12 protein-coding genes and 1 riboswitch are annotated in these 13535 nt (G+C 51.6%); of the genes, 5 read left to right on the top strand and 7 right to left on the bottom strand.

Annotated features, from left to right (window positions below; translation table 11 throughout):
* Positions 1–16: 16 nt before the first annotated feature.
* Genes lptB through EJN92_RS05115 form a run of 5 tightly spaced genes read right to left on the bottom strand, consistent with a single transcriptional unit; the run spans position 17 to position 3577 of the window.
* Positions 17–760: an LPS export ABC transporter ATP-binding protein gene (gene lptB, locus EJN92_RS05135; RefSeq protein WP_126126822.1), complete on the bottom strand. Its 744-nt coding sequence runs from the start codon at positions 758–760 to the stop codon at positions 17–19.
* A 1-nt stretch (position 761) separates the two neighbouring features.
* The gene (lptA, locus tag EJN92_RS05130) at positions 762–1355 is read right to left on the bottom strand and encodes a lipopolysaccharide transport periplasmic protein LptA (RefSeq protein WP_126126821.1); all 594 of its coding nucleotides are present in this window, start codon (positions 1353–1355) and stop codon (positions 762–764) included.
* A gap of 22 nt (positions 1356–1377) precedes the next feature.
* The gene (gene lptC, locus EJN92_RS05125; RefSeq protein WP_126126820.1) at positions 1378–2019 is read right to left on the bottom strand and encodes an LPS export ABC transporter periplasmic protein LptC; all 642 of its coding nucleotides are present in this window, start codon (positions 2017–2019) and stop codon (positions 1378–1380) included.
* Positions 2016–2543 carry a KdsC family phosphatase gene (locus tag EJN92_RS05120; RefSeq protein ID WP_126126819.1) on the bottom strand — a complete coding sequence of 176 codons (528 nt, stop codon included), beginning with the start codon at positions 2541–2543 and terminating at the stop codon, positions 2016–2018. Before EJN92_RS05120 ends, lptC begins: the two co-directional genes overlap by 4 nt.
* Positions 2543–3577: a KpsF/GutQ family sugar-phosphate isomerase gene (locus EJN92_RS05115; protein ID WP_126126818.1), complete on the bottom strand. Its 1035-nt coding sequence runs from the start codon at positions 3575–3577 to the stop codon at positions 2543–2545. The genes EJN92_RS05120 and EJN92_RS05115 overlap by 1 nt, the downstream gene beginning before the upstream one ends.
* 113 nt (positions 3578–3690) lie before the next feature.
* Between EJN92_RS05115 and EJN92_RS05110 the strand changes: the two genes are divergently transcribed.
* From EJN92_RS05110 to metF, 5 genes are all read left to right on the top strand, one after another.
* Positions 3691–5673, top strand: coding sequence for a monovalent cation:proton antiporter family protein (locus tag EJN92_RS05110; RefSeq protein WP_126126817.1), 1983 nt, complete (start codon positions 3691–3693; stop codon positions 5671–5673).
* A gap of 146 nt (positions 5674–5819) precedes the next feature.
* Entirely contained in the window at positions 5820–6362 is a 543-nt protein-coding gene (locus EJN92_RS05105; protein ID WP_295760094.1) for an adenine phosphoribosyltransferase, read from the top strand.
* A 285-nt stretch (positions 6363–6647) separates the two neighbouring features.
* A riboswitch (S-adenosyl-L-homocysteine riboswitch) is annotated at positions 6648–6720 on the top strand.
* Between the two features lie 25 nt (positions 6721–6745).
* The gene (gene ahcY, locus EJN92_RS05100) at positions 6746–8185 is read left to right on the top strand and encodes an adenosylhomocysteinase (protein WP_194074968.1); all 1440 of its coding nucleotides are present in this window, start codon (positions 6746–6748) and stop codon (positions 8183–8185) included.
* 79 nt (positions 8186–8264) lie between these two features.
* A complete protein-coding gene (locus EJN92_RS05095; protein ID WP_126126815.1) occupies positions 8265–8606 on the top strand; it encodes a phage holin family protein in 342 nt (113 codons plus the stop codon).
* Positions 8606–9433: a methylenetetrahydrofolate reductase [NAD(P)H] gene (metF, locus tag EJN92_RS05090; RefSeq protein WP_126126814.1), complete on the top strand. Its 828-nt coding sequence runs from the start codon at positions 8606–8608 to the stop codon at positions 9431–9433. Before EJN92_RS05095 ends, metF begins: the two co-directional genes overlap by 1 nt.
* A 305-nt stretch (positions 9434–9738) precedes the next feature.
* Here metF and EJN92_RS05085 read toward each other — a convergent pair whose 3' ends face one another.
* A complete protein-coding gene (locus EJN92_RS05085; RefSeq protein ID WP_157984311.1) occupies positions 9739–11241 on the bottom strand; it encodes a M48 family metallopeptidase in 1503 nt (500 codons plus the stop codon).
* A gap of 2 nt (positions 11242–11243) precedes the next feature.
* The gene (locus EJN92_RS05080) at positions 11244–13364 is read right to left on the bottom strand and encodes a tetratricopeptide repeat protein (RefSeq protein WP_126126812.1); all 2121 of its coding nucleotides are present in this window, start codon (positions 13362–13364) and stop codon (positions 11244–11246) included.
* Positions 13365–13535: the final 171 nt, after the last annotated feature.

The following is a 13535-nucleotide window of genomic DNA, read 5'->3' as shown; positions in this document are numbered from 1 at the left end:
CCGATAATGATTTCCGCTACATGCGGAAATGCTCTCCCAAATAGACGCGCCTGACCGATTCATTGCTGATGATTTCTTGCGGACTACCACTGGCTAATACCGCACCCTGATTAATGATGCAGGCGTGGTCGCAAATGCCTAAGGTTTCACGCACATTGTGATCGGTGATCAAGACGCCTATGCCGCGTTTTTTCAGGAAAGCCACGATGCGTTGTATCTCTATGACCGCAATCGGATCGACCCCGGCAAACGGTTCATCGAGCAGAACGAAGCGCGGATTGGTTGCCAGTGCACGGGCAATTTCTACCCGTCTGCGTTCACCGCCAGACAAAGAGAGCGCTGGATTTTCTCGCAAGCCTTCGATTTGCAAGTCATTGAGCAAGGCATCGAGACGCTGTTCGATGGCGGCTTTACTTAAAGATTTTCCGTGTTCATCGGTTTGTAATTCGAGTACCGCACGGATATTGTCTTCCACCGACAACTTGCGAAATACCGACGCCTCCTGTGGCAAGTAAGATAGGCCAAGTTTGGCGCGCTGGTGTATCGGTAGGCGCGAGATATCAACGCCGTCGATATCGATTTTCCCCGCATCTGAGGGGACTAAGCCGACGATCATATAGAAGGAGGTGGTCTTACCCGCGCCATTGGGGCCGAGTAAGCCGACTACTTCGCCACTTTTCACTTCTAAAGAAACATCGCGCACCACCTGGCGCGCCCCATAGCGTTTTTGCAAACCCTGAATGACGAGTGTACTAGTCATATTATTTGATCGGAGTAACAAGATTGACTGGTTTTGCCAGCTTGGGTTGCAGCGTCAATTTCACGCGACCAGCACCTGGCACATGAGTGCCGTTTATGCTGTTTGTCGCAACAAACACGTCATTGAGGCTATCGTAAGAAAGAAACTCTCCTTCTTGCTCTTGCGTGACTTTTTTGCCTTCTAGATACTTGACACGTGCCTTCGAGATAAACCTGACTAATTCAGTTTTATCGTCGTATTCGATGCGATCGGCCACGCCCTCTACCCATAAATCATCGCCACCATCGCGTTTTTGCCGGAAGAAATTTTGCTTTCCCGGTTTACTGGTGAGCACCACATTCATGTGCTCGTCGGCAGTTTGGGTAATCACGGCGCGATCCGATTTGACTATCAGCGTGCCGCGCGTCAATACCACGTCGCCGGTAAGGGTAGTGACGTTTTTCTTGCCATCAGAATTGGAAAGTTCAGCTTCAATATTGGTTTCTTTTTGACTGTCGGCTTTCTCGGCATGAGCACAAGCTACAGGCGCCAGAAAACACAGCGATATCGTTAATTGGCCGAGATAACTCAGGCCTGAATTGCGGATGGCATACATAGAAAATTTTTCCTGATTTACTTTAAGACTGGGGTTTTGGGGACGTGCCGGCGCGACTGAAACGCGCTCTTACTTTGCTAAGTAACTCCACTTGCTGGGTATTGTTGTCGGCTGTCATGCCAACCGCGTGCACTTCCGATGTGCTTGTCGTCATCGTCACCGCGGTGTCGGTTTTCATGGTGTTTTCATCTGGTAAAACCAATAGATAGTCGGTGTTCAATTGCATGAAGCTCGAGGTGCTGGTGGCCGGTCTATCGACCTGTACATCGCCGAGTAAATGAATTTGATCATGCTCGCGTATGGGCGATGTTAGTGTCGATTTTTGCTCGATTACTGCGCGCAAGGCACGGATATACATCGGTGATTTATCCGCGGAAAAACTGGTGATGCGCGCTTGTTGGATTTCCAGATCATCGCTGCGTGGATAATGAGTGAGCTTGTCGCCGACTATGCTGACATTGGCCTGCCCATTATTTGGCAAACGTATGAAATTAAATCTTTCAACATAGTAGTCAGGCTCACTACGCACGCTGCGGCGCGCATTCGCCTCGTCACCATTTTGACGCAAAGTTTTGAGTATCCAAAAACTACCCAGGGTAACTAAGGCTAGCAAGACGACGCCTAGCCAAATGCGAAATCGATCGGCAGTAAGATGATATTTCATGCCAGAAAATTAGCTAAGACACTATCGTAACGGCCTTGAGCCTGCAAAATAAAATCGCAAACTTCCCGTGCCGCACCATTGCCGCCTTGCGCCTGAGTGAGGTAATGCACCCGTGACTTTACTTCGGCATGTGCATTCGGTACGCTGGCAGAAAAGCCAACCCGGGATAAAACTGGTAAGTCGATCACATCATCACCGATGTAGCCGCAGTGCTCGGCTTTGATACCCAAAATGGAGATTAGCTCCAGGAACGCCGCTTTTTTTTCGTGTATGCCTTGCATGACATGGGTAATTCCCAGGTCGGCAGCGCGTTTGGTCACGATGGCTGATTGGCGCGCGCTGATGATGGCGGTGATCACGCCAGACTGTTGCAATAGTTTGATGCCTTGGCCATCGAGCACATTGAAGCTCTTCATCATTTCACCCTCAGGGCCAAAATGCAGGCAGCCATCGGTCAAGATACCGTCGACGTCAAAAATCATCAATTTTACCTGGGCAGCTTTTTTCAGGGCAGCGAGTGTCATTAAATCACCTTAGCGCGAGTCAGATCGTGAATGTGCAGAGCACCGACCAGCTTACCGCTGTCATCGGCCACTAATAATTGGTTGATACGATGGGTTTCCATGACTTCAACCGCTTCTACCGCGAGTTGCTCTGGCCGTATGCTGCGGGGATTTTTACGCATCACGTCGACGATGCGTACTTGTGAAAAATCCTGAGTTTTTTCCATTAAGCGGCGTAAGTCACCATCGGTAAAAACGCCTATGATGCGTTGTTCGGGATCGACCACGGCCGTCATCGCCATGCCTTTTTGCGTGATTTCCAGCAGCGCCGCGCTTAACTTAGTCTCGGGCGCAACTTGTGGAATTGCCTCGCCAGTACGCATGACATCACGCACATGAGTGAGCAGGCGGCGGCCAAGAGTGCCGCCCGGATGTGAGCGCGCAAAATCTTCTTCGCGAAAACCGCGTGCGTCGAGGACTGCAACAGCCAGTGCATCGCCTAAGGCCAGAGTCACCGTGGTGCTGGCGGTCGGTGCCAGATTCAAGGGGCAAGCTTCTTTATCTACGAATACGTTCAAATGCACATCGGACAATTTGGCCAGACTAGATTCAGGCTTGCCAGTCATGGCGATCAGTTTCACGCCCAGACGTTTGATGGTCGGTAAGATCGACATCAATTCCGATGCCTCGCCAGAATACGAGATCGCGATAAACACATCTTGGCGCGTCACCATTCCCAGATCGCCGTGTGCCGCTTCAGCCGGATGCACAAAAAATGCGGGGGTGCCAGTTGAGGCAAAGGTGGCGGCAATCTTGCGCGCGATATGGCCGGATTTGCCTATGCCAGAAACCACCACGCGACCTTCGCAATGCAGTAGTAAGGACATCGCTTGCGTGAATGCGCTTGCGTCAGCGCCACTCAGTCTTTGTCTCAGCGCGAGTACCGCATCGGCTTCTATCTGTAAAGTCTCGCAGGCTAGTTGCAAGGCGTGCGCAGTCGCATCGGCCTCGGCTGCGGCGCTGCTGGTGAGGGTGGGGGGGGCTAGTGGACTCATGCCCTTAGTATAAACCAAAATGTCTAAGCAAGAACTCTGCCAGTTACAGAGAAATGAATATTGTTCGTCATTTGTTGGTCTGGGCACACTCTAAATCGGCAATAATAAGAAATATGACTGCTCTAGACACCACACTCCTACTTCTAAGCGCCGCCGTCCTCGGTGTCGTGGCTTTTCGCATGCTGCAATTGCCGCCTATGTTGGGGTATCTGGTGGTCGGTATTCTGGTCGGGCCGCATGGCTTGGGCTTGGCGCAAGACAGCTCTGCCACCCATGAATTGGCCGAGTTTGGGGTGGTGTTCTTGATGTTCTCTATCGGCTTAGAGTTTTCTTTGCCCAAGTTGATGTCTATGCGGCGCGCCGTGTTTGGCCTTGGGATGGCGCAGGTTATACTCACTATCGTGATGGCGATGTCGTGTGGTTTGGCAGCTGCATATTACTTACCAGGGCAATTCAAAATAGGCTGGGAGGCTGCGTTTGCCTTAGGAGGCGCGCTGGCAATGTCGTCCACCGCGATTGTCTCTAAGATGCTCACCGAGAAGATGGAGCTGGAAAGCCCGCACGGTAAACAGATTATTAGCGTGCTCTTGTTTCAGGATTTAGCCGTGGTGCCGCTGTTAATTTTGGTGCCAGCGTTGGCGGCGCATAGTGGCAACCTGTTTGAAACTTTGGCATGGGCAGGTGGCAAGGCCGCCTTGGTCTTGTTTTTGTTGTTGTTTTTGGGGCAGAAATTAGTCCGTGGCTGGTTCGGCATCGTGGTCAAGCGGCGTTCGCAAGAGTTGTTCATGTTAAACCTGCTACTCATTACCTTGGGTGCTGCCTGGTTGACCGAGCGCGCTGGCTTGTCGCTAGCACTGGGCGCATTCGTTGCCGGCATGTTGATTTCTGAAACCGAATACAAGCATCAGGTGGAAGAGGACATCAAATCTTTTCGCGATGTGTTGCTAGGCTTGTTTTTTATCACGGTCGGGATGTTACTCAATTTGCGATTGGTGATCGAGCACGGCTGGCTGGTGTTGCTGTTGTTGGTGGTGCCCGTGTTGTTGAAATTCGGTTTGATCGCTGCTTTGGCCCGGCTTTTCGGCAATACCACCAGCGTTGCCTTGCGTACTGGTTTAGGTTTGGCACAGGCTGGCGAGTTTGGTTTTGTCTTACTCAATCAGGCGGGCGCATTGCAATTGTTAGATCCGCTACTATTGCAATTGATACTCGCATCCATGGTGTTGTCGATGTTGATCTCTCCGTTTATTCTGGCAAAATCGGATGCGATCGTGATGAAACTCTCGGCTAACGAATGGATGATGCAATCGCTGGCGTTGACGCAAATTGCGGCACGCAGCATGAGTGCGAAAAAGCATGTGATTATTGCCGGCTTTGGACGTAGCGGCCAAAGTCTGGCGCGTTTGCTGGCGGAAGAAAATATTGAATACCACGCACTCGATCTCGATCCGGATCGTATCCGTGAGGCGCAAATTGCCGGTGCCAATGTCTCGTATGGCGATGCGGCGCGGCGCGAGAGTTTGCTGGCGGCCGGTATCAATCGCGCCGCGGCTTTGGTGGTGACGTATACCAATACCCAATCGGCACTGAAAATTTTACATCTGGTGCATGAGTTGCATCCCAGTTTGCCGGTCATTGTGCGTAGTCACGATGATACTGATCTGGATAAGCTGCGTGCCGCCGGTGCCACCGAGGTGGTGCCCGAATTGATGGAAGGTAGTCTGATGCTGGCCTCGCATGCGCTGGTCTTGTTGGGCGTGCCTTTGCGGCGGGTGGTACATAAGGTGCAAGCTGCGCGCGATGAACGTTATGAATCCTTGCGCGGATTTTTTCATGGCGCCAGCGATATGAGTGACGGCCCAGAAAACCTGCAATTGCGTCTGCATACGGTGGTACTCGGTGGCCGTGCTAAATGCTTGGGCAAGAGTTTGGAAGAGCTCAATCTGGCTGAACTGGAAGTCGATGTAACGGCGATACGCAGAGGTAAAAATCGCTTATCGCCAGAGTTAAGCCTGATCTTGCAGGAGTCCGATGTGGTGGTACTGCGCGGCAGCGCCGAAAGCGTCGCTAGAGCCGAGCTGCGACTGGTAAAATAGCGGCTTATTTTTTAATTCCATTAAGACTTACGCAAAATTGTTCCAGCTAAGAGTAACGCCGAAGACAGTACTCCAGTACGGCAAGGCGGATACGAGGACGCTGGAGCTGTTTTGCGTAGGTCGCATACATGAAGAAACCAGACACTATGCAAAACCCATCCGACTACATTAAAGAGCATATACGCACGGTGGAAAACTGGCCGCAACAAGGCATCATGTTCCGTGATATTACCCCTTTACTGCAAAACCCCAAGGTCTTCCGAGTCTTAATCGATATGTTTGTGCATCGCTATATGGATGCCAAGCTCGACATGATCGCCGGTCTGGATGCGCGTGGTTTCATCATCGGTTCGGTGGTGGCGTACGAACTTAATCTCGGTTTCGTGCCTATCCGTAAAAAAGGTAAATTGCCGTTTACCACAGTGTCTGAGCAATACGAACTTGAATACGGTAGCGCCACGGTAGAGTTGCATACCGATGCCTGCAAAGCCGGTGATCGCGTGGTTTTGATTGACGATTTGATCGCCACTGGCGGCACTATGATGGCGGGTCGTAAATTATTGGAGCGACTCGGTGCCACCGTGGTCGAGGGGGCGGTGATCGTCGATCTGCCTGAGTTGGGCGGCTCAGAATTAATTAAGGCGAGTGGCTTGCCGCTGTACACGGTGTGCAATTTCGACGGTCATTAAGCTCTTTAAGCTTTAAATATACTACCGTGGGGTATATTTTACTGCCCTTTAGCTATATGCGCGATTGCCAGTTTTTTTAGGCATACTCCCATTATTTCTTATATTTGTTGGGGGGCTGCGGGGAATCTGCCAGCTTAGCCACGATTTGCGCAAGCGGTTTGCTGCCGCGCTGATTCACTAAGCATTGTCGATTCAGGCAAGGCGCTTAGCGCGACGCTGGCGGCGTTTTTAACTTGGCCGCTGCAACATTGCGCGCTTGGTCCTGCATTTGCGTTATACTTCAGGTCTTCCAAGGAGCGCTGCGACAAAATCTTGCTATTTTGCCAGGCTTGGAATCAGAAAACCGCGCTCACGTTACTTTTTTCAATCGAAAGGAGGGCGTGATGAACGCCACCACAATGACTACTCAAAATACCACGCAAGACTACTTAGTTGCCGATCTCAGCCTGGCTGATTGGGGCCGCAAAGAAATCAGTATCGCCGAAACCGAAATGCCTGGTCTGATGGCAATCCGCGAAGAATTCGCTGCTACTCAGCCTTTGCGCGGCGCCCGTATTACCGGCTCTTTGCACATGACGATACAGACTGCGGTCTTGATCGAAACCCTGAAAGCACTGGGCGCGCAAGTGCGTTGGGCTTCCTGCAATATTTACTCGACCCAAGATCATGCCGCTGCGGCGATTGCCGACGGCGGCACACCAGTGTTCGCTTTCAAGGGCGAAAATCTGGACGAATACTGGGATTTTACCCATCGCATCTTTGAATGGCCAAACGATGAAAACGGCTCTGTCGTTTTCTCGAATATGATTTTGGATGACGGCGGCGACGCCACGTTGCTGCTGCATCTGGGTAGCCGCGCCGAGAAAGATATTTCGGTATTGGCCAATCCTGGTTCAGAAGAAGAAATCTGCTTGTTCAATGCGATTAAGTCGCACCTGAAAGCGGAGCCAGATTGGTACTCCAAGCGTCTGCCGCACATCATGGGCGTGACCGAAGAAACCACGACTGGTGTGCATCGCCTGTATCAGATGCATAAAGAAGGCAAACTGGCCTTCCCAGCGATCAACGTGAATGATTCTGTGACGAAGTCGAAGTTCGACAATCTGTATGGCTGCCGTGAATCGCTGGTCGATGGTATCAAGCGCGCTACCGACGTCATGATCGCCGGTAAAGTAGCCGTGATCGCCGGTTACGGTGATGTCGGTAAGGGCTGCTGCCAAGCGATGCGTGCCTTGTCGGCACAGGTATGGGTGACCGAAATCGATCCTATCTGCGCACTGCAGGCAGCGATGGAAGGTTACCGTGTTGTGACTATGGAATATGCGGCTGAATTCGGCGATATTTTTGTCACTACGACCGGTAACTACCATGTCATCAGCCACGATCATATGCTGAAGATGAAGAACAATGCCATCGTCTGCAATATCGGTCACTTCGACAATGAAATCGACGTCGCTTCCATCAAGAAGTATCAGTGGGATAACATCAAGCCACAAGTTGATCACGTGATTTTCCCTGACGGAAAACGGATCATTTTGTTGGCCGAAGGCCGTTTGGTCAATCTCGGTTGCGGTACCGGTCACCCATCGTATGTGATGAGTTCCTCGTTCGCTAATCAGACCATTGCTCAGATCGAGTTGTTCGTCAACACCAAGCAGTATCCGGTCGGCGTCTACACTCTGCCTAAGCATCTCGATGAAAAAGTCGCGCGTCTGCAATTGAAGACACTCAATGCCCAATTGAGCGTACTGACTGACGAGCAAGCCAACTATATCGGTGTTGCCAAATCTGGCCCTTACAAGCCGGAACACTATCGTTATTAATCGTCTGTAATACTGGCTACGGCTCCGCGTCCTATTAGACCGGAGCTGGTAGCCAACTTGATTTAATTTTGGAGACTTCATGCCGCTGTTAGCAACCTGGTTGATCAATGCGCTGGCCTTGCTGGCCTTACCCTACCTGATGCATTCCGTAAAAATCGATAGTTTTATGACGGCCTTGCTGGTGGCCGTGGTACTCGGTTTTGTCAACACTATCCTGCGGCCTATCTTGCTGTTACTGACCCTGCCGGTCACCTTGCTGAGCATGGGCTTGTTCATCTTTGTGATTAACGGGCTGATGTTTTGGATGGTGGCCAATATGATAGACGGCTTTCATGTCGCGGGATTCTGGTCTGCGGTCGGTGCTGCGCTGTTGTATAGCGTGATCTCCTGGACACTCACTACTTTACTCCTGAAAAAATAATGACTGCGCATAATTTCAGCATAGAATTTTTCCCGCCCAAGACGGCGGAAGGCACAGAAAAACTGAGTATCACGCGCGCCAAACTGGCCGCTTTGCAGCCTAAGTATTTCTCAGTCACTTTCGGTGCCGGCGGCACTACGCAACAAGGTACGCTAGACACCGTGGTGGAAATTCGCAAGGAGGGCTATGACGCCGCACCGCATCTTTCCTGTGTCGGTGGTACTCGCGAATCGATACGTGAAATTTTGCAGCAATATAAGGCGCACGATATCCGTAGATTGGTGGCCTTGCGGGGCGATTTGCCTAGCGGTTACGGCATGGGCGGTGAATTCCGCTATGCCAATGAACTGGTAGAGTTTATTCGTGCCGAGACCGGTGACTGGTTTCATATCGAAGTGGCAGCCTATCCAGAAATGCATCCGCAAGCGCGTTCACCGCAAGATGATCTGAATAGCTTTGTGCGCAAGATGCAGGCCGGCGCGAATGCCGCGATTACCCAATATTTTTATAACGCTGATGCGTATTTTCAATTCGTAGAACTGGCCCAAAAGGCAGGTGTGACTGCACCTATCGTGGCGGGCATCATGCCGATCACGAACAGTAATCAGTTGCTGCGTTTCTCAGAAATGTGCGGCGCGGAAATCCCGCGCTGGGTACGCTTAAAACTAGCCAGTTACGGTGACGACACTGCGTCGATTAAGGCCTTCGGTCTAGATGTGGTAACCCATCTGTGCGAACGGCTGTTAGCCGGTGGCGCACCGGGCTTACATTTTTATTCGCTGAATCAAGCTGCGGCGACTACTGCGATCTGGCAACGTTTAGTGTGAGACCCTGATTGACGAAAAAAAGCGCATGGCTCATGCGCTTTTTTTTATTTGAAGTTCCCCAAAAGCTAGATGCAAGCTGTATGCGGCCTGCAGCATCAAAAATGCTGTAAACCCGCATACAGATTGCGCATACGGTTCTGGGAACTCTAAAAACCCTATACTCGGGCGCATCGCGGCGTCGATTGTTCAATGCGATCCTCGCAATACCGACGTATTGCTCCGGTTCGCGCCTTGCGCTGCATCCCGATTAACGGGATTTTTGAAGTTCCCTTCTGGGAACTTCAAAAATCGCTTACGCTCCCCACTTAGATAGCTGCTTCTGGTCTGTCGTATTGTTTGAGTGATGCCGATTTCAGTTTACAGTCTAGTGCTGCAGTTAGCAGTTCTCGTGGTTGTACCGTTTGTTGGCCGCGGCTTAGTAGCAGCGCTTGACCCGGTCTGACCTGTGGCGTGAAACCGCGCTGACACAGGCAGGCGGTAGTCCATTCTTCGAGAATTTCCAAGACATGATTACGTTTGCCTAGACGGGATAAAAAGCTGACGCCTTCGGGGCGCAATTTTTCCCATAACTGCTCGGCTTGTTGCGCCATGCCGACTAATTCGCTGAAGGCTAGTTTGTCTGGTGCCATCCAGCTATTGGCGAAGCGCTCTTGGATTTGTGTCTGCAAGATCTGGCTGCCATATTGATCCCAGTCGCTGCTGATCAGTTGTTCGTGCTCGAACATACTGTACCAGGCGGTTTCTGCGGCTAATTCACCACCGACTAATTGCAGACAATCGGCTAAGGGTGGGAAGGCCGGCGTCGCACCAGGCTGTATCGCGGCAATTCTGTCGGCGAGCGTAGGGTGGCTGTCGCCGTGGCTGCTAGGGCGCGCTTCGGATTGGACGATGCTCGCTTGTACTTCTGGACGTTTTTGGCTGGGCTTGCAAAAGCGTCGAAATCCCTCAAACACAGGCAGTCGTGCACCGCGCGTGATGGCTGGGCACAGTTCGTGATCCAGATAGGCGCTCCACATAGGCTCGATTAAATGAATTTTTTCTAGTGCTGCGCGGCTCGCTTTGACACCGAAACATTGGACTGCAAACGCATCTGCCGCAAACTCCTGGGCGCGCGATATGCTGCTCGATAAGCGCAGCACCCACTGGCCATAGTAGCGAAAAATAAGATCGAGAAAAAACAGTGAATCATCCAGATTGTTCACCGTCGTCGTCAGGGATTTACGGGTGCGGTAGACCCACGGCCCCAAGGCCAGATCGCCGGCCACATAATGCCCGAATTCATGCGCCAGCACAGAACCTAGTTCTGCATTTGAGAGGTTGCCTAGTAGCGGCAAGCCTATGCCTACTCGCAATCTGAGTAGCTTGCCATACCAATTGCGTTCGCAACTGATAAAGGCGCTGGCGGCGCCGATCAGATGGATCTCGATAGGCGCCTCAATTTTTAATTTACTGGCGATGTGCTCAAGCATCGCATACAAGGGTTCTGCCTTGGCTCGGTCTAAGGGCGGTAAGCTGGTTTTGACGCGCGCGGAGAAGCGCCAACGTGGCCTGAGTGCATACGCCAGACAGAGTGCGGCGAAAGCGGCGACGTAGCCAGATATTTCTAGCGACGATCGATAGTACAGCTGCGCGAACGGCAAGGACATCAGCAGCACGATCAAGCCCAGCGCTAACAGCCAAAATCCCAACCATAAACCTAATACCAAAATCGCGCGTGGCTGTATCTTGTTATTCCTGTTGCTATTGGTATTGAGGTAGGCTTGCGCCTTATCTGGCGCTGTCCTAGTTGTATTATTTGATGTCGTCATTCCTAGTTCCTCGCTGGCCATTGGGTGAGCGCGGTAGTCACTGGGCCACGCATAAAGTCAGTTCTTGCGGCTAGACTGCGTAAGCCCGCTCTTTCGGCATCGCTTAACTGCGGATTGCGCGAGCGTATCAAATACGCGGCCGGCTGCATTTCTAGCGCCAGATCGAATTGATCCAGATCGACGGCCTCACCCTGCATGAAGTTGGACAGTAAGCCGCTTTCCTCTTTGGATAAATGCAGCGCGTTTTGTAGCCGTTTAATCAGACTTGCATCCTCGATTTTGAGTGCTTCGCCGAACAATAAAAGCATTTGATCACTGGCCAGACTGCTCAATTGATAGGGATCCAAAGCGCGCGCCAGTTGTACCGCCAGACTGGGATTATTCCTTAGTGCCAGGGCTAGTTGTACATAGTTGTCTTGGTTTTTAGCGGCCTGCTTCGGTGCTAAACCGGCACGGATGCGGTAAAAATCAATACTGCTGGCGTTGTCTACGCTAGGCGGCAATTGCTTGAACCAAAACTCAGGATCGGCGTTGGCTTGCCGCGCCACCAAGGCAAAATCAGCGGCACGGGCGGCGCGCGCGCTGGCTCGCTTATCACGGGCGGCAGCGTTCAAGAGGTTTAATGCATCCAATTTACGACCCTGCGCCAGTAGGGTTCTGACCTCGGTATCAAACAGCGTATCGGCATGTTTTGGCGAGAGTTGTCGTAGTTTGAGGATATCTTGATAGGCGCCGGAATAATCGGCATGGATAGCCTTACGCCACGCCAGAGCACTTAAGATGGAGGCGTCTTGCGGGAAGCTTAGATGTGCCGCCTGCATCGCGGCTAAGCCAGGTAAGCCCGCCAAGAGTGAGGCGTGTAAATACTGCGCCGTCGCTGATTCTGGATGTTGCTGCGCCTTGGCCGCGTATTGACTGAGTAGTTGCTGGTATTGACCGGCTTCTATCATCACGTCCTGATAGCGTCTTTCGTAATCGACATTGTCAGGTTGCGCTTGCAAGGCCAGCGTCGCGATCCGTATTGCTTCTGCATTCGAGACTTGTTGCGCGGCGCTGATGGCAGCCTGAGCGTGTTTCGCATCCCAGTCGTGTAGCTTGGCCAAAACCTCCAACGCAGCTGCCATAGATTTTTCTTGAGAATGGCGAAATGCATACTCAACACACAGCGTGACACCGGCTGGTGTCGGCAATTCGTCCGATTTTTCTATCATCAGTTGCCGCACAGCCTGGCCTTCTTTCAACTTGTTAAAACTACTGATAGCGGGCAGTTCGACAAAGGCATAATCGATGTTCGGCAATTCTATATAGCGGCTGCCGCAATACACCGTTTGTTGGGCGGGTGGCTTAGTTGGCGTGGTCTGGTCGGATGAATAGTTGCTGGTATTGAGCAGTAGTGGGGCGGCGCCAGCGATATTCCAGATATTGTAATGGGTACCGCTATGCACGGTTTGTTTGAAATTATCAATTACGCCGATTTTGTCTATCTCGGCGCTGCCTGTTACCAGACCGTGTTTGACGTTGATGTTGACACGCCCTTGCGCTGGCAGCTTAATTTTATTGCCGTTTAGTTTGATGTCTAAGGCGACGTCAAAGCCATTGATCACCATCACATCTTGCGTGCTGTATTGATGATAGTTATGCACAGCGCCAAAAATAATCAGGGTCACTAAGCTCAAAGCCAGAGCGCGGGTGTATAGCCATATGCCTACGCCCAAGGGCGCCTTTGCATAAATATGCCATTGCCGCTCACCGCTACTTTTGACGACGTAACAACCGAGAGGGATTAGCGGTATCAGCGCGCCCAGCGTCAATGCATGCAGGGCGATGTGGCTGTCGTCACTGTCACTTTCGGCCGCGCCCAGAAATCCAAAGCCAAAATATTTCAGGCCGCCAAAATACGGTTTGTTTTTATATGCCTTGGCAAATAAGCGACGTTCGCTGGTCAGCATTTGCAGCAGTTCACGATGCTCGGGCAGGCGCCGGAACAGGCGCGCCAAGATGAGCACTCGATACACCTTGAAGGCATCACCAGTCTCTATCGCGCGACGAATAGCTGGCACATCGACGAGTTGCAGTAACTCCGGAATACGTTGCAATAATTGGGAGGGATCAGAAATAGACATCAGGAATATTTTTTTGAAATCAGAGGTATGTCTATGGTTAAGTCAAATGTGCTGGCCTCTAGCCGCATTCGCCAAGTCGCTATAAAACTGTCAGCGCTGTCAGCACGCTTAGCCCCCGAACTATCTCGTGAAGTGCCTGCTGAGTCAACTAAGACTGTCGCTTTATGTTGT

The organism is Undibacterium parvum, from assembly GCF_003955735.1.
Taxonomy (GTDB): Bacteria; Pseudomonadota; Gammaproteobacteria; order Burkholderiales; family Burkholderiaceae_D; genus Undibacterium; species Undibacterium parvum.
Note: the sequence above shows the minus strand (reverse complement) of the source record. Positions and strands in the feature narration are given on the sequence as shown.

What these genes read in the sequence shown, in the direction of transcription:
- EJN92_RS05110 (WP_126126817.1), top strand. Translation starts at nt 3,691, where the DNA reads ATGACTGCTCTAGACACCACACTCCTACTTCTAAGCGCCGCCGTCCTC.
- EJN92_RS05120 (WP_126126819.1), bottom strand. Translation starts at nt 2,543, where the DNA reads ATGACACTCGCTGCCCTGAAAAAAGCTGCCCAGGTAAAATTGATGATT.
- ahcY (WP_194074968.1), top strand. Translation starts at nt 6,746, where the DNA reads ATGAACGCCACCACAATGACTACTCAAAATACCACGCAAGACTACTTA.
- EJN92_RS05085 (WP_157984311.1), bottom strand. Translation starts at nt 11,241, where the DNA reads ATGACGACATCAAATAATACAACTAGGACAGCGCCAGATAAGGCGCAA.
- EJN92_RS05115 (WP_126126818.1), bottom strand. Translation starts at nt 3,577, where the DNA reads ATGAGTCCACTAGCCCCCCCCACCCTCACCAGCAGCGCCGCAGCCGAG.
- metF (WP_126126814.1), top strand. Translation starts at nt 8,606, where the DNA reads ATGACTGCGCATAATTTCAGCATAGAATTTTTCCCGCCCAAGACGGCG.
- lptB (WP_126126822.1), bottom strand. Translation starts at nt 760, where the DNA reads ATGACTAGTACACTCGTCATTCAGGGTTTGCAAAAACGCTATGGGGCG.
- EJN92_RS05095 (WP_126126815.1), top strand. Translation starts at nt 8,265, where the DNA reads ATGCCGCTGTTAGCAACCTGGTTGATCAATGCGCTGGCCTTGCTGGCC.
- EJN92_RS05105 (WP_295760094.1), top strand. Translation starts at nt 5,820, where the DNA reads ATGCAAAACCCATCCGACTACATTAAAGAGCATATACGCACGGTGGAA.
- lptC (WP_126126820.1), bottom strand. Translation starts at nt 2,019, where the DNA reads ATGAAATATCATCTTACTGCCGATCGATTTCGCATTTGGCTAGGCGTC.
- lptA (WP_126126821.1), bottom strand. Translation starts at nt 1,355, where the DNA reads ATGTATGCCATCCGCAATTCAGGCCTGAGTTATCTCGGCCAATTAACG.
- EJN92_RS05080 (WP_126126812.1), bottom strand. Translation starts at nt 13,364, where the DNA reads ATGTCTATTTCTGATCCCTCCCAATTATTGCAACGTATTCCGGAGTTA.